15 protein-coding genes are annotated in these 14,416 nt (G+C 52.2%); 9 read left to right on the forward strand and 6 right to left on the reverse strand.

From position 1 onward, the window contains the following. Positions 1–94 precede the first annotated feature (94 nt). On the reverse strand, positions 95–1,411 hold the full coding sequence (locus HVZ39_RS07510; RefSeq protein ID WP_016153936.1) for an anaerobic C4-dicarboxylate transporter family protein: 1,317 nt from the start codon (positions 1,409–1,411) through the stop codon (positions 95–97). 144 nt (positions 1,412–1,555) lie between these two features. Between HVZ39_RS07510 and HVZ39_RS07515 the strand changes: the two genes are divergently transcribed. The 7 genes from HVZ39_RS07515 to cysM all read left to right on the forward strand — a co-directional run bounded on the left by HVZ39_RS07515 (position 1,556) and on the right by cysM (position 8,177). Further along, positions 1,556–2,212 carry an FCD domain-containing protein gene (locus HVZ39_RS07515; protein WP_016153935.1) on the forward strand — a complete coding sequence of 219 codons (657 nt, stop codon included), beginning with the start codon at positions 1,556–1,558 and terminating at the stop codon, positions 2,210–2,212. Between the two features lie 174 nt (positions 2,213–2,386). Beyond that, positions 2,387–3,178, forward strand: coding sequence for an SDR family oxidoreductase UcpA (gene ucpA / locus HVZ39_RS07520; RefSeq protein ID WP_016153934.1), 792 nt, complete (start codon positions 2,387–2,389; stop codon positions 3,176–3,178). A 156-nt stretch (positions 3,179–3,334) separates the two neighbouring features. Next, a complete protein-coding gene (locus HVZ39_RS07525) occupies positions 3,335–4,351 on the forward strand; it encodes a sulfate ABC transporter substrate-binding protein (protein WP_016153933.1) in 1,017 nt (338 codons plus the stop codon). Then, the gene (gene cysT / locus HVZ39_RS07530) at positions 4,352–5,185 is read left to right on the forward strand and encodes a sulfate/thiosulfate ABC transporter permease CysT (protein WP_003038061.1); all 834 of its coding nucleotides are present in this window, start codon (positions 4,352–4,354) and stop codon (positions 5,183–5,185) included. Then, on the forward strand, positions 5,185–6,060 hold the full coding sequence (gene cysW, locus HVZ39_RS07535) for a sulfate/thiosulfate ABC transporter permease CysW (RefSeq protein WP_016153932.1): 876 nt from the start codon (positions 5,185–5,187) through the stop codon (positions 6,058–6,060). The genes cysT and cysW overlap by 1 nt, the downstream gene beginning before the upstream one ends. Next, entirely contained in the window at positions 6,050–7,147 is a 1,098-nt protein-coding gene (gene cysA / locus HVZ39_RS07540) for a sulfate/thiosulfate ABC transporter ATP-binding protein CysA (protein ID WP_016153931.1), read from the forward strand. The genes cysW and cysA overlap by 11 nt, the downstream gene beginning before the upstream one ends. A gap of 118 nt (positions 7,148–7,265) precedes the next feature. Next, complete coding sequence (gene cysM / locus HVZ39_RS07545; protein WP_016153930.1) at positions 7,266–8,177, forward strand: cysteine synthase CysM; 912 nt, start codon at positions 7,266–7,268, stop codon at positions 8,175–8,177. A 91-nt stretch (positions 8,178–8,268) separates the two neighbouring features. Here the strand turns inward: cysM and HVZ39_RS07550 are convergent, their stop codons facing one another. Both HVZ39_RS07550 and ptsJ read right to left on the reverse strand, forming a co-directional pair. Beyond that, positions 8,269–8,985 (reverse strand): GMP synthase, encoded by a 717-nt coding sequence (locus HVZ39_RS07550; RefSeq protein WP_016157091.1) that lies wholly within the window; start codon positions 8,983–8,985, stop codon positions 8,269–8,271. A 13-nt stretch (positions 8,986–8,998) separates the two neighbouring features. Continuing rightward, the gene (gene ptsJ / locus HVZ39_RS07555; protein WP_181633421.1) at positions 8,999–10,291 is read right to left on the reverse strand and encodes a transcriptional regulator PtsJ; all 1,293 of its coding nucleotides are present in this window, start codon (positions 10,289–10,291) and stop codon (positions 8,999–9,001) included. A gap of 82 nt (positions 10,292–10,373) precedes the next feature. On the opposite strand from ptsJ, the gene pdxK reads away from it, so the two are divergent. Then, entirely contained in the window at positions 10,374–11,240 is an 867-nt protein-coding gene (pdxK, locus tag HVZ39_RS07560; RefSeq protein WP_047416371.1) for a pyridoxine/pyridoxal/pyridoxamine kinase, read from the forward strand. Beyond that, entirely contained in the window at positions 11,237–11,476 is a 240-nt protein-coding gene (locus HVZ39_RS07565; protein ID WP_016153926.1) for a hypothetical protein, read from the forward strand. Before pdxK ends, HVZ39_RS07565 begins: the two co-directional genes overlap by 4 nt. 205 nt (positions 11,477–11,681) lie before the next feature. Here HVZ39_RS07565 and crr read toward each other — a convergent pair whose 3' ends face one another. The 3 genes from crr to ptsH are packed head-to-tail and all read right to left on the reverse strand — an operon-like array spanning position 11,682 to position 14,262. Next, the gene (gene crr, locus HVZ39_RS07570) at positions 11,682–12,191 is read right to left on the reverse strand and encodes a PTS glucose transporter subunit IIA (protein ID WP_000522253.1); all 510 of its coding nucleotides are present in this window, start codon (positions 12,189–12,191) and stop codon (positions 11,682–11,684) included. Positions 12,192–12,231: 40 nt separating this feature from the next. Beyond that, the gene (gene ptsI, locus HVZ39_RS07575) at positions 12,232–13,959 is read right to left on the reverse strand and encodes a phosphoenolpyruvate-protein phosphotransferase PtsI (protein WP_016153925.1); all 1,728 of its coding nucleotides are present in this window, start codon (positions 13,957–13,959) and stop codon (positions 12,232–12,234) included. A 45-nt stretch (positions 13,960–14,004) separates the two neighbouring features. Beyond that, on the reverse strand, positions 14,005–14,262 hold the full coding sequence (gene ptsH, locus HVZ39_RS07580; protein WP_002913505.1) for a phosphocarrier protein Hpr: 258 nt from the start codon (positions 14,260–14,262) through the stop codon (positions 14,005–14,007). Between the last annotated feature and the right edge of the window lie 154 nt (positions 14,263–14,416).

A 14,416-nucleotide genomic window follows, 5' to 3' on the forward strand; every position in this document is an offset into this window, starting at 1 on the left:
TGCTATTCAGAAGTGAGTACCAGGCATCCTCTCTGAATTCATTCAGGGGGGATGCCATGAAGAAAAGGTTTACCACAATTAAATTGCTCTCTCACTACATCAGCATTTTGGAAAAAAGGAAGCAAAAAAGGGTTGATGCTACAACGGTAACAAGACCAGGTAGCATGTAACTGTGATTAACCACATACTTGCCAATTCGAGTTGTCCCGGTACGATCAAACGCCACACAGCCAATCTGTGCCCCCCCTGGAATAATGAATGATCCACAAGTCAGCGGGAGCAGGGCGACCAGGGTTTCTGCCGGATATCCCATTAACACGCCAGCGGGGAGTAGCGCTACAGCAGTCGCTGCGGGGCTATAAATTACGGCTGAAAGACCAAAAACAATAATGCCGAACAAGACTGGATTCTGAAAACCGTGGAAAGCCGTGTTAAATAACTCGTGCCATGCCTCAAAAAAGGAGTTCATCATCCATGACAGACCAAATATGGCGACAACACCCACAAGACCAGCTTTAAAAACAGAACCTGAATCGAGTTTTGACGGAGAAATTCGACATACCATCATAATAATACATGCTGTTGTCAGCATAACTATTTGCAGCGTGGTAGGGATACTCATACGTTCCATTCCGGTACCGTTATTCCACTCAGGACGTAATTCAGGAATTGAACCCATAAGTACGACCAGAATGATACCGGTAAGGAAAATCAGCAATCCTCTCTTCGCCTCTTTTGTCACTATATTGGCTGTTCGCTCTTCAGCTTTTACTGATTCAAACTCACCTTCAGCAACCCTGCGTTGGAATTCCGGATCATTTTTAAGCTCATGACCTCTTTTAAAGACGAACAGGCAGCCGACAACGCAGCCAAGGAACGTTCCGGGAACGGTGACCAGCAAGATATCTAAAGCAGAGACATGTAATCCAGCAAGGACAGCAATTGTCCCTGTAACGACCGCACTGACCGGGCTGGCAATAAGCCCAAAATTGGCAGCGATTACTGACATCGACATGGCTCTCTCTGGCCGTACTCTGGCATCTGCTGCAATTTCAGCAATGACTGGATAAACCGAAAAGGCAACATATCCTGTTCCGCAGATAGCAGTAAAAAGGTAAGCGACTGCGGGACCGAGGAAAGTGATAGCGCCCGGCCACTTTCTGAGGATCCGTTCTGCCATCGTAACGAATAAATCAAGCCCGCCAGCCGCCTGGAGGATTGTGATGCAAGTGATAACCGCAAGGATAATAGAAATAACAGTGAAAGGAGGTGAGTCGGGAGGGAGTCCAAAACCAAAAGTCAGGATAGCGAGTCCTAACCCGCCAGCAGCCCCCAGGCCAATCCCACCAAAACGCCCACCTATACCGATACATATAAGTACTATCGCAAACTGAGTTACGAATAACACCATAATTAATTCCTTTTTATTAACAAATGGTTTGGTATAATTTGAATAATAGGGGCTATAATCTTACCATAACAGTATATTAAGCAATCTAACTTATTAGATTATTTATACTCATCAGTTTTGCAGCACTTTAATCCGAGAGTGTTTATGGATAACAAAAACGAACTGTTTGAAAGTATTAAAAATTATCTGCTTGATGATGCTAACCGCAATGCTGATGGTCGCATTGAAACTGAAACTGAGCTTGCCGTTCGTTTTAATACATCAAGATATAAAGTTCGTCAGGCGCTTAGCACACTGGTACAGATGGGAATGTTGGAACGATCTCCTCGTCGTGGCAGCGTCTTGAAGAATTTGGAACAGCACAACATAAATCACCAGTTGTTAATGCAGTTTGATTTGTCTGGGTTTGATATCACAGAATTTACAGAGGCAAGGATCCTGATTGAGTGCGCGATTATTCCTCTGGCAACGCGTAGAATTTTTCCGGCGATGCTCTCCAAACTTGAAAATGAGCTAAGGCTTATTGAAGAGAATGCGGATAACCCCCAGGTGGCCGATCGTCACGATAGAGATTTTCATTTGCTCTTGCTACAGGCGAGTGGCAACCGGGTGCTGCAGGTTTTCTCTGATGTCCTCATTACTTATTTTGAGAAAACAAGGGAGTCGTTACCTGCGAACGATCGTCAGTATTTTCTTGATACGGCGGCAAAACAGAGGGAAATACTGCTTCATATTAAAAAAGGGGATGCGCAGATGGCATCGGAGTTGATGAGAGCACATTTGCTGGAAAAACGGCTGTAAGTCTTCTGTTAACCTGGTCAGAGCATGTTTACCGTTGGGTCCCCGCAACGCCGGGGACTTTTTTTACCTGAGATTAACCTGATTTAGTGAGCTATTCCTCAGCACTTATTTGTTATTGCTGTATCTTCTGCGTGAATGAGGCGAATGCTTCATATTCAAAAGGAGAATATTGAAATGGGAAAACTCACGGGCAAAACAGCATTGATTACGGGCGCATCTCAGGGTATTGGCGAAGGGATCGCCAGAACATTTGCCCGCCATGGCGCGAACCTAATCCTGCTGGATATCTCCGATGAGATTGAAAAACTGGCGGATGAGTTGGCTGGGCGCGGGCACCGTTGCACCGCCGTTCACGCTGACGTCAGAGATTTTGCGTCGGTCACGGAAGCGGTAAAACGCGCGAAGAAGATTGAAGGCAAAATCGATATTCTGGTCAACAATGCGGGCGTATGTCGCCTCGGCAACTTCCTTGATATGAGCGATGAAGATCGCGATTTCCACATTGATATCAACATTAAAGGCGTCTGGAACGTGACGAAAGCCGTTCTGCCGGAGATGATTGCGCGCAAAGACGGGCGCATCGTGATGATGTCCTCTGTGACCGGCGATATGGTTGCCGATCCGGGCGAAACGGCCTACGCGCTGTCGAAAGCCGCAATCATCGGTTTGACCAAATCTCTGGCGGTGGAATACGCGCAGTCCGGCATTCGCGTTAATGCTATTTGCCCGGGCTACGTTCGTACGCCGATGGCGGAAAATATCGCTCGTCAGTCTAATCCGGAGGATCCTGAATCCGTATTAGTCGAAATGGCAAAAGCGATCCCGATGCGCCGCTTGGCCTGCCCACTTGAGGTTGGTGAACTGGCGGCATTCCTGGCGTCGGATGAGTCCAGTTACTTAACTGGCACGCAAAACGTGATTGATGGTGGCAGCACCCTGCCTGAAAGCGTTAGCGTCGGCGTCTGATTGATGCCGGTCTCCTCCCCGTGCGCTGGGGAGGAGGTACCCTTATTCTCTTTTCAACTTTCAAATCATCAAACGGTATATAAAACCGTTACTCCTTTAGCACTGGTTATAAATATGATGACCATAAGAAAGTCATTAAATTTATAAGGGTGCGCAATGGCCGTTAACTTACTGAAAAAAAGAACCCTGACGCTGGCTGCAATGCTGTTGCTGGTGGGTCAGGCGCAGGCAACGGAGCTGCTGAACAGTTCATACGATGTCTCTCGCGAGCTGTTTGCCGCCCTTAACCCACCGTTTGAACAGCAATGGGCGAAGGATAACGGCGGTGACAAACTGACGATTAAACAATCTCATGCCGGGTCATCAAAACAGGCGCTGGCGATTCTGCAGGGGCTGAAAGCCGATGTGGTGACCTATAACCAGGTGACCGATGTGCAGATCCTGCATGACAAAGGCAAGCTGATCCCGGCCGACTGGCAAAGTCGTCTGCCGAATAACAGTTCGCCATTCTATTCCACCATGGCGTTTTTGGTGCGTAAGGGTAACCCGAAGAATATCCACGAATGGAACGACCTGGTTCGCCCGGACGTGAAACTGATTTTCCCGAATCCGAAAACCTCCGGTAACGCGCGTTATACCTATCTGGCTGCGTGGGGCGCGGCAGATAAAGCTGATGGTGGGGATAAAGCCAAAACTGAACAGTTCATGACCCAGTTTCTGAAAAACGTGGAAGTGTTTGATACCGGCGGTCGCGGGGCAACCACCACATTCGTGGAACGCGGCCTGGGCGATGTGCTGATCACCTTTGAATCAGAAGTGAACAACATCCGTAAACAGTATGAAGACCAGGGCTTCGAAGTGGTGGTGCCGAAGGTCAACATTCTGGCGGAGTTCCCGGTGGCCTGGGTAGATAAAAATGTGCAGGCTAACGGTACTGAAAAAGCGGCAAAAGCTTACCTGAACTGGCTGTACAGCCCGCAGGCGCAAACCATTATTACCGATTTCTACTACCGCGTGAATAACCCGCAGGTGATGGACAAACTGCAGGATAAATTCCCGCAGACCGAACTTTTCCGCGTGGAAGACAGGTTTGGCTCGTGGCCTGAGGTAATGAAAACGCACTTTGTCAGCGGCGGTGAGTTGGACAAACTGTTGGCGGCGGGGCGTAAGTAAATGTTTGCTGTTTCTTCCCGACGCGTGCTGCCCGGCTTTACCTTAAGTTTGGGCACCAGCTTACTGTTTGTCTGCCTGATTTTGCTGCTGCCGCTTAGCGCGCTGGTGATGCAATTGGCGCAAATGAGCTGGGCGCAATACTGGGATGTGATTACCAACCCGCAGGTGGTGGCGGCTTATAAAGTGACGCTGCTGTCGGCGTTTGTGGCGTCGATTTTTAACGGCGTGTTTGGTTTGCTGATGGCGTGGATCTTAACCCGCTATCGCTTTCCGGGCCGTACGCTGCTGGATGCGCTGATGGATCTGCCGTTTGCGCTGCCTACGGCGGTAGCAGGTCTGACGCTGGCATCGCTTTTTTCGGTCAATGGTTTCTACGGCGAGTGGCTGGCGAAGCTGGATATTAAAGTGACCTACACCTGGCTTGGCATTGCGGTGGCGATGGCTTTTACCAGCATTCCATTCGTGGTGCGTACCGTGCAGCCGGTGCTGGAAGAGTTAGGTCCGGAGTATGAAGAAGCGGCGGAAACGCTCGGCGCTACGCGCTGGCAGAGCTTTCGTAAAGTGGTACTGCCGGAGCTGTCTCCCGCGCTAGTCGCGGGCGTTGCGCTCTCGTTTACCCGCAGCCTCGGTGAGTTTGGCGCGGTTATCTTTATCGCCGGAAACATCGCATGGAAAACGGAAGTGACCTCGCTGATGATTTTTGTTCGTTTGCAGGAGTTTGACTACCCGGCCGCCAGCGCGATTGCATCTGTGATCCTCGGGGCTTCGTTGCTGCTGCTGTTTTCAATTAACACCCTGCAAAGTCGCTTTGGTCGACGCGTGGTAGGTCACTGATGGCAGACATTACCCAATTGAAACGTTATGGCGCACCCCGCATCAACTGGGGGAAATGGTTTCTGATCGGCACGGGCATGCTGGTATCCGCCTTTATTTTGCTGGTGCCGATGGTTTACATCTTCGTGCAGGCGTTCAGCAAGGGGTTGATGCCGGTATTACACAACCTGGCTGATCCGGACATGCTGCACGCCATCTGGCTGACGGTGCTGATTGCGCTGATTGCGGTGCCGGTGAACCTGGTGTTTGGCGTGTTACTGGCCTGGCTGGTGACCCGCTTTAACTTCCCTGGACGCCAGTTGTTGCTCACGTTACTGGATATTCCGTTTGCCGTTTCACCGGTGGTCGCCGGCCTGGTCTATCTGCTGTTTTACGGCTCTAACGGCCCGCTTGGCGGATGGCTGGATGAACACAACCTGCAAATTATGTTTGCCTGGCCGGGAATGGTGCTGGTGACGGTGTTCGTGACCTGTCCGTTTGTGGTGCGCGAACTGGTGCCGGTGATGTTAAGCCAGGGCAGCCATGAAGATGAGGCGGCGGTTCTGCTTGGCGCCTCCGGCTGGCAAATGTTCCGTCGCGTTACGCTGCCGAATATCCGTTGGGCATTGCTGTACGGCGTGGTGCTGACCAACGCCCGTGCGATTGGCGAGTTCGGCGCGGTATCGGTGGTTTCTGGCTCGATTCGCGGTGAAACCTTGTCTTTGCCGTTACAGATTGAATTACTGGAGCAGGACTACAACACAGTCGGCTCCTTTACCGCCGCGGCGCTATTAACGCTGATGGCGATTATTACCTTGTTTTTGAAGAGCATGTTGCAATGGCGCCTGGAAAACCAGGAGAAACGCGCGCAGCAGGAGGAAAATCATGAGCATTGAGATTGCCAATATTAAGAAGTCTTTTGGTCGCACACAGGTGCTGAACGATATCTCGCTGGATATTCCTTCAGGTCAGATGGTCGCCCTGTTGGGGCCTTCTGGATCGGGCAAAACCACGCTGCTGCGCATCATCGCCGGGCTGGAGCATCAGTCCAGCGGGCATATCCGTTTCCACGGCACTGACGTCAGTCGTTTGCACGCCCGCGACCGTAAGGTGGGGTTCGTGTTTCAGCACTATGCGCTGTTTCGTCATATGACCGTTTTCGACAATATCGCTTTTGGTCTGACTGTTCTGCCACGGCGTGAGCGCCCTAATGCGGCGACGATCAAAGCAAAAGTGACCAAACTGCTGGAGATGGTTCAACTGGCTCATCTGGCGGACCGTTTCCCGGCACAGCTCTCCGGTGGGCAAAAGCAGCGCGTGGCGTTGGCGCGTGCGCTGGCGGTAGAGCCGCAGATCTTGTTGCTCGACGAGCCGTTTGGCGCGCTCGATGCTCAGGTGCGTAAAGAACTGCGTCGCTGGCTACGTCAGTTGCATGAAGAGCTGAAGTTCACCAGCGTGTTTGTTACCCACGATCAGGAAGAAGCGACGGAAGTCGCAGACCGCGTGGTGGTGATGAGCCAGGGTCATATCGAGCAGGCCGATGCGCCCGATCAGGTATGGCGCGAACCGGCTACCCGTTTTGTCCTGGAATTTATGGGTGAAGTTAACCGCCTGCAAGGGACGATTCGCGGTGGACAATTCCACGTGGGCGCACATCGCTGGCCGTTGGGCTATACGCCTGGCTATCAGGGCCCGGTGGATCTGTTCCTGCGTCCGTGGGAAGTGGACGTCAGCCGCCGTACCAGTCTGGATTCACCGTTGCCAGTACAGGTGCTGGAAGCCAGCCCGAAAGGACACTACACCCAATTAGTTGTGCAACCCTTGGGGTGGTATAACGAACCGCTGACGGTGATTATGCAGGGCGATGATTCCCCGAACCGCGGCGAACGTCTGTTTGTTGGGCTGCAAAATGCGCGTTTGTATAATGGCGACCAGCGTATTGAAACGCGTGAAGAGGAACTTGCCCTGGCGCAAAGTGCCTGATAGGTTAATTCGTATAGTTATCATCCGGTGGCGCTGCGCTTACCGGGCTTAACGGGTGGTGCATGACCTGTAAGCCGGGTAAGCGCAGCGCCACCCGGCATTTTATTGAGCTGAAAACGTGAACACATTAGAACAAACAATTGGCAATACGCCTCTGGTGAAATTACAACGTCTGACGGCGGATAACGGCAGTGAAATTTGGGTCAAGCTGGAAGGCAATAATCCCGCAGGTTCAGTGAAAGACCGCGCGGCGTTGTCGATGATCGTTGAAGCGGAAAAGCGCGGGGAAATTCAGCCTGGCGACGTGCTGATTGAGGCCACCAGCGGTAATACGGGTATTGCGCTGGCGATGATTGCCGCGCTGAAAGGCTACCGCATGAAGCTCCTGATGCCAGACAACATGAGCCAGGAGCGACGTGCGGCGATGCGTGCTTACGGGGCTGAACTGGTTCTGGTGACCAAAGAGCAGGGGATGGAAGGGGCGCGTGATTTAGCCCTTGAGATGGCGCAGCGCGGAGAAGGTAAACTTCTAGATCAGTTTAATAATCCTGATAACCCGTATGCGCACTACACGACTACCGGACCCGAAATCTGGCAGCAGACGTCAGGACGTATTACCCATTTCGTCTCCAGCATGGGGACGACTGGCACCATTACCGGCGTATCGCGTTTTCTGCGTGAACAGGACAAACCCGTCACCATCGTTGGCCTGCAGCCGGAAGAAGGCAGTAGTATTCCGGGCATTCGTCGCTGGCCAGCGGAATATATGCCGGGCATTTTCAACGCCTCGCTGGTGGATGAGGTGCTGGATATTCATCAGAACGATGCGGAAAACACCATGCGTGAACTGGCCGTTCGCGAAGGGATTTTTTGCGGAGTGAGTTCTGGCGGCGCGGTTGCGGGCGCGTTACGCGTGGCGCGCGCGACACCGGGGGCGGTGGTGGTGGCGATCATCTGCGATCGCGGCGATCGCTACCTTTCCACCGGGGTCTTTGGCGAAGAGCATTTCAGCCAGGGATTAGGTATTTAATTTGTCGGCCTGATAAGCGTAGCGCTAGCAGGCAACCGTACGGCAGGATCGCCGGATGACGACGCAAAGCGTCTTCTCCGGCCCGCACTGTTCAATCGTTACGTTTTTCTACCAACTTATCAAGGAATTGCCACAGCGTCTCATTCATCTGCTGGTAATCCCAGGTGCGCATCTCTTCAACAGCGCGAATAAAGCGCTTCCCTTTCGCTTCGGCCAGTTCTTGCTCAGAGTGCTGAATTAATCCTTCGACCGCTTCGGCGGTAAACTCCATATGGCACTGAAAACCATAGACGAAATTACCGTATTGCACGATTTGTCGCGGACATCCCTCGCTTGTGGCAAGAATTGTCGCCTGGTCGGTTAATCCCGGCATGTCATTGTGCCAGTGACCCACGTTGAGCGGTGAGCCGAAATGGCTGAACAACGGATGCTGTTGGCCTGCCTCGGTCAGGGCGATCGGATAGTGACCAATCTCTTTTTCCGGGCTTTGGCACACCTTCGCGCCCAGTGCTTCGCCGATTAACTGCGACCCCAAACAGATCCCCACCACGATTTTTCGTGCCGCAATCGCCTGGTTTATCAGATGTTGCTCTGCCTGAGAGTCAAAGTATGGGCACTCTGCGAGCGTGGTGCGGGGTGACTGCGGCCCACCAAATACCACCAGCATATCGAAGCCATCGGCATTAGCGGGAACAGTTTCTCCGGCGTAAACGCGCGACCAACTGATGGTATAGCCGCGTGATTCGGCCCACGGCAGGTACGCGCCAGCAGATTCGAAAGACTCATGAATAACAAAATGAACTCGCACTTTTCCTCTCCTGTTAGCGCTTTAGCGCCTGATGGATATCAGTCGCCAGCTTATCAATGTCGCTGTCTGCTAATGTTGACAGTGTAATGCGCAGGCCATGCGCAGGCGTATTGACGCCAAATACTTCGCCTTCACGTACCAGCCAGCCGGACTTTGCCAGCGCAAAAGCGATAGCCTGGCTGTTATCTTCTAGCGGCAGCCACAGATTAAGACCGTCGCAGTCGGGCAGCGTAATGCCATGAAGCCGCAGAGCCGCTGCCAGCTTTTGCTGCTGGGCGGCGTAAAACTGCTGAGTTTGCGCCAGCGTGTGTTGATAAGTCTCGTCACTCAGGCAGGCGCAGGCCAGATCCTGCAGCAGATGACTAACCCACTGACTGCCGGCGTTGAGCCGTAAACGCAGTTTCGCGGAAGTGAGTGGATCGCTGGCGACGATGGCCAGGCGTAAATCCGGGCCTAATGTTTTCGACATTGAGCGAACAATCGCCCAGTGCGTGGTTTCCTTCGCAATCACCGGATACCAACGACATGCGGACAGCAGCGCAAAGTGGTCGTCGACGATCACCAGCGTCTGCGGATAGCGGGCCAGGATTTCCTGCAATTGCGCCGCGCGGGATGCACTCAGACTGCATCCTGTCGGATTATGGGCGCGCGGCGTCAGAATCACCGCCCGCGCGCCTTTCTGTAGCGCGATTTCCAGCATGTCTGGCTGCATGCCTTCGCTGTCAACGTTGACCGGACTGGCGGAGAATCCGGCATAACGCAGCATGTTGATGCTGCTCAAAAAGCATGGATCTTCTACCACAACGCTGTCGCCAGGCAGTAAATGGGCGCACAGTAGGCGCTCAATGGCATCAATGGCGCCGCTGGTGATATCAATTTCTCCCTTGGCTGGCATCGCATCTTGCATCCATTGCGCGGCCCACGCCTCAAGGCCGGATGATACAGCGGCATCGCCGTACAAACGAGGATTCTTATTTATTTGCGCGAAATAACGGCTGAGATCGGGAAGACGCGCGGGGGCTGGATTACCGCCGGAAAGATCGATAAGCGCGGTATCCGGATTGCCGCCTTCCAGCGCAACGGGGGCTGAAATCCCCTTGATTACCGTGCCGTTACGTCCCTGGCTTTGTGCCAGCCCGGAGGTGACCAGGCGTTTATAAGCCGCCGCGACAGTATTACGGTTAACGTTCAATGCTGTTGCCAGTTCACGCACCGGCGGCAACGTTTCTCCTGCTGCCAACGTGCCTGTAGCGACATGTTGACGAATACTGTCAAAAATTTCGTTAGCGGTTTTTCCGTCGATCATTATTGACCTATGACAAAATGAATTTTAGCATATGACGATAATAGTGAGGCGTAAGCCCGCTGTCCAGCGAGAGGAGAAATTTATGGAGCAGGGGAGTGATATTCAGTCAGTGCTCTTCGGCGACAAGCATCGGGCGTTACAGACCGATATCGTCGCCGTCCAGTCACAGGTGGTTTATGGCAGCGTAGGCAACAGCATCGCCGTTCCGGCCATTAAAGCGCAGGGATTACGCGTGACGGCAGTGCCTACGGTGCTGTTCAGTAATACCCCGCATTATGAAACATTTTACGGCGGCGTTATTCCGGCCGACTGGTTTAGCGGGTATCTCCGCGCCTTGAATGAGCGTGATGCTTTACGCGAGCTGAAGGCGGTGACTACAGGCTATATGGGCAGTGCAGAGCAAATCGCTCTGTTAGCACAGTGGCTGAAAACGGTGCGGGCTAAGCATCCGACAGTGTGCATTTTGGTCGACCCGGTGATTGGCGATACGGACAGCGGTATGTATGTAAAAGCTGAAATTCCGCAGGCCTACCGTCAGCACCTGCTGCCGCTGGCTCAGGGACTGACGCCGAACGTGTTTGAACTGCAAATGCTGAGCGGAAAGCCGTGTCGTACGCTTGATGAAGCCATCACGGCGGCGCAATCGCTGCTTACCGAAACGCTGAAATGGGTGGTGATCACCAGCGCGCCGGGGGATAGCGAAGATATTATTAACGTGGCGGTAGTGACGGCTGAAACGGTTGAGGTGTTCGCTCATCCACGGGTTAAAACGGATCTGAAGGGAACTGGCGATCTGTTTTGTGCTGAGCTGGTGAGCGGTATTGTGCTGGGTAAAGCGCTGACAACCGCGACGCACGATGCAGCACAGCGCGTACTGGAAGTGATGAAATGGACCAATCTGTGCGGTTGTGATGAGTTAATTCTGCCACCGGCAGGGGAGGCGCGATGAAGAGTTACCGGCTGGTGGTTCGCCAGAATGGGCGTATGGTTGGACATTTTGACACCAGCGGGGCAACGGCGCTGGAAGATATCTGTGTGGCGCGGGCCATGTTTGGCATCGCGGGTGGCTACAATTGTGAACTGTTAGTGGCGGATTCGGAGCGACGGATGCTGGAAAGCGGGCCGGAAGGGATGAAAATCCTGATGCGCGAGGCGTGTTACCGACCGGTCACCTCACAAATTTAGCGCTTTTCCGAACTACAAAAAAACCGTTGTCGGGGTATATACAAAATCATTCAGGTTGCATCAAGGCGGCAAAGGAGAGAATCCCCGGGAGCGTACATGAGTACGTGACTGGGGTGAGCGACTGCAGCCAACACAGAGGCAATCTGAAGGATGAAGTATATAAAAAAATGGCGCCTGATGGCGCCATTCTTCTCAGCAGCAAGAATTACTTCTTGATGCGGATAACCGGAGTTTCACCCACTGTCACGCTACCGGACAGTTTGATCAGCTCTTTGATTTCGTCCATGTTGGAGATAACAACCGGAGTCAGGGTAGACTTGGCTTTTTCTTCCAGCAGCGGCAGATCGAATTCAATAACCGGGTCGCCCACTTTAACGCGCTGACCTTCTTCAGCGATGCGCTTAAAGCCTTCGCCTTTCAGTTCAACGGTATCAATACCGAAGTGAACAAACAGCTCAATGCCGCTGTCGGATTCGATAGAGAAAGCGTGGTTGGTTTCAAAGATTTTGCCGATGGTGCCATCAACAGGGGCGACCATTTTGTTACCGGTTGGTTTGATAGCGATGCCATCACCAACGATTTTTTCAGCAAAAACTACATCCGGCACGTCTTCGATGTTGACGATCTCGCCAGAGAGCGGAGCAACAATCTCAATAGTTCCGGTGTCTTTCTTATCATCAGAAACCAGAGATTTCAGTTTATCGAACAAACCCATGATCTTCTCCTAAGCAGTAAATTGGGCCGCATCTCGTGGATTAGCAGATTGTTTTTTCTTCAATGAACTTGTTAACCAGCGTCATTAACTCGTCCGTTGTCGGTTGAGCAAGAGCCTGCTCTGCTAACACCTTCGCATCTTCGAAGTTCGTGTTACGGATAATCTTCTTAATGCGCGGGATAGAAATGGCGCTCATAGAGAATTCGTCCAGACCCATCCCCAGCAACAGAAGTGTAGCACGTTCGTCGCCTGCAAGCTCACCACACATGCCAGTCCATTTGCCTTCCGCATGAGAAGCATCAATAACTTGCTTGATCAGCGTCAGCACAGATGGCGACATCGGTTGGTAAAGGTGTGAAATCATATCATTACCACGGTCAACTGCCAGGGTGTACTGCGTTAAATCATTGGTGCCGATACTAAAGAAATCAACTTCTTTGGCTAAATGACGCGCAATTGTTGCCGCTGCCGGTGTTTCCACCATCACGCCAATCTCAATGCTTTCGTCAAATGCTTTACCTTCGTCGCGCAGTTCCTGTTTGTAGATTTCGATCTCTTTGCGTAGTGCGCGCACTTCTTCAACAGAGATGATCATTGGGAACATGATGCGCAGTTTGCCGAAAGCAGAGGCGCGCAGGATAGCGCGAACCTGATCCCGCAGGATCTCTTTACGATCCATGGCGATACGTACGGCACGCCAGCCCAGGAACGGGTTCTCTTCTTTCGGGAAGTTCATGTACGGCAGCTCTTTATCGCCGCCGATGTCCATGGTACGGACGATGACCGCCTGAGAGCCACAGGCTTCAGCAACGGCTTTATACGCGGCAAACTGTTCTTCTTCAGTCGGCAGCGATTCACGGTCCATGAACAGGAATTCGGTGCGGTACAGACCAACACCCTCGGCGCCATTACGCTCAGCGCCTTCAACGTCACGAACGGTACCGATGTTGGCGCAAACTTCTACCTGATGTCCGTCCAGCGTGATAGCCGGGAGATCTTTCAGCTTAGCAAGTTCCGCTTTCTCAGTAGCAACCTGCTCCTGAACGGCGCGCAGTTGCTCAATAACTTCGTTGGTCGGATTGACGTAAACTTGGTTGTTTACGGCATCCAGAATCAGATAGTCGTCGTTTTTAACCTGAGAGGTGACGCTACCCGTACCTACGATGGCTGGCAGTTCCAGAGAACGCGCCATGATAGAAGTATGGGAAGTCCGTCCGCCCGCGTCAGTGATGAAACCCAGCACCTTGTTCAGGTTCAGCTGTGCGGTTTCTGACGGGGTCAGGTCTGCGGCTACCAGGATAACTTCTTCCTGAATAGCGCTCAGGTCGATAATAGCCAGACCCAGGATGTTACGCAGCAGGCGTTTACCGATGTCACGTACGTCAGCCGCACGTTCTTTCAGGTATTCATCATCCAGCTCTTCAAGGGCTGTGGCCTGACCTTCGATAACTTCATGCGCAGCTGCATCAGCCGTCATGTGCTTATCTTTAATCAGGGCTATGATTTCCTGCTCCAGCTCCTCATCTTCGAGCAGCATGATATGCCCTTCAAAGATGGCTTCTTTTTCTTCACCGAACGTTTCACCAGCTTTGGTTTTGATCGCTTCCAGTTGCGCAGATGCCTTGGCACGACCGCTCAGAAAACGTTCAACTTCCTGATCAACCTTGTCGGCAGAAATTTTTTTCCGGTCAATGACGATCTCGTCTTCTTTCAGCAGCAATGCTTTACCGAAAGCGATACCCGGGGATGCTAAAATGCCTGAAATCATAACCCTACCTTACTTGTGACTGATATTTAAAAGAACTCGTTGAACTTACTCGAGTTCAGCCATCAGTTTAACCAGATGCTCAACTGCTTTCTGCTCGTCTTCACCTTCTGCGGACAGGGTGACAACGGTACCCTGAGTCAGGCCCAGAGTCTGCAGTTTAAACAGGCTTTTGGCGCTAGCGCTTTTGCCGTTGGAAGTCACAGTAATTTCAGAAGTAAAGCCTTTTGCTTCTTTAACAAACTGAGCAGCAGGGCGAGTATGCAGACCGTTCGGAGCGGTAATGGTAACTTCTTGCTGGAACATTATATTTCCCCAACTTATAGGTTTAGTGTTGTGGAACTAAAGTCTAGCCTGGCGGTTCAACTTTAGCCTGTATTGTTAGCATCGGCGTAAACTGGACGCGACACAAAAGGAGTTCGGTGCAATCCGTTGCTGGCAACTTCTTGCCGCTGACGTT

The sequence above is a fragment of the Citrobacter sp. RHB35-C21 genome (assembly GCF_013816515.1).
Lineage (GTDB): Bacteria > Pseudomonadota > Gammaproteobacteria > Enterobacterales > Enterobacteriaceae > Citrobacter > Citrobacter braakii.

What these genes read in the sequence shown, in the direction of transcription:
- HVZ39_RS07510 (WP_016153936.1), bottom strand. Translation starts at nt 1,411, where the DNA reads ATGGTGTTATTCGTAACTCAGTTTGCGATAGTACTTATATGTATCGGT.
- HVZ39_RS07515 (WP_016153935.1), top strand. Translation starts at nt 1,556, where the DNA reads ATGGATAACAAAAACGAACTGTTTGAAAGTATTAAAAATTATCTGCTT.
- ucpA (WP_016153934.1), top strand. Translation starts at nt 2,387, where the DNA reads ATGGGAAAACTCACGGGCAAAACAGCATTGATTACGGGCGCATCTCAG.
- HVZ39_RS07525 (WP_016153933.1), top strand. Translation starts at nt 3,335, where the DNA reads ATGGCCGTTAACTTACTGAAAAAAAGAACCCTGACGCTGGCTGCAATG.
- cysT (WP_003038061.1), top strand. Translation starts at nt 4,352, where the DNA reads ATGTTTGCTGTTTCTTCCCGACGCGTGCTGCCCGGCTTTACCTTAAGT.
- cysW (WP_016153932.1), top strand. Translation starts at nt 5,185, where the DNA reads ATGGCAGACATTACCCAATTGAAACGTTATGGCGCACCCCGCATCAAC.
- cysA (WP_016153931.1), top strand. Translation starts at nt 6,050, where the DNA reads ATGAGCATTGAGATTGCCAATATTAAGAAGTCTTTTGGTCGCACACAG.
- ptsJ (WP_181633421.1), bottom strand. Translation starts at nt 10,291, where the DNA reads ATGATCGACGGAAAAACCGCTAACGAAATTTTTGACAGTATTCGTCAA.
- pdxK (WP_047416371.1), top strand. Translation starts at nt 10,374, where the DNA reads ATGGAGCAGGGGAGTGATATTCAGTCAGTGCTCTTCGGCGACAAGCAT.
- HVZ39_RS07565 (WP_016153926.1), top strand. Translation starts at nt 11,237, where the DNA reads ATGAAGAGTTACCGGCTGGTGGTTCGCCAGAATGGGCGTATGGTTGGA.
- crr (WP_000522253.1), bottom strand. Translation starts at nt 12,191, where the DNA reads ATGGGTTTGTTCGATAAACTGAAATCTCTGGTTTCTGATGATAAGAAA.
- ptsI (WP_016153925.1), bottom strand. Translation starts at nt 13,959, where the DNA reads ATGATTTCAGGCATTTTAGCATCCCCGGGTATCGCTTTCGGTAAAGCA.
- ptsH (WP_002913505.1), bottom strand. Translation starts at nt 14,262, where the DNA reads ATGTTCCAGCAAGAAGTTACCATTACCGCTCCGAACGGTCTGCATACT.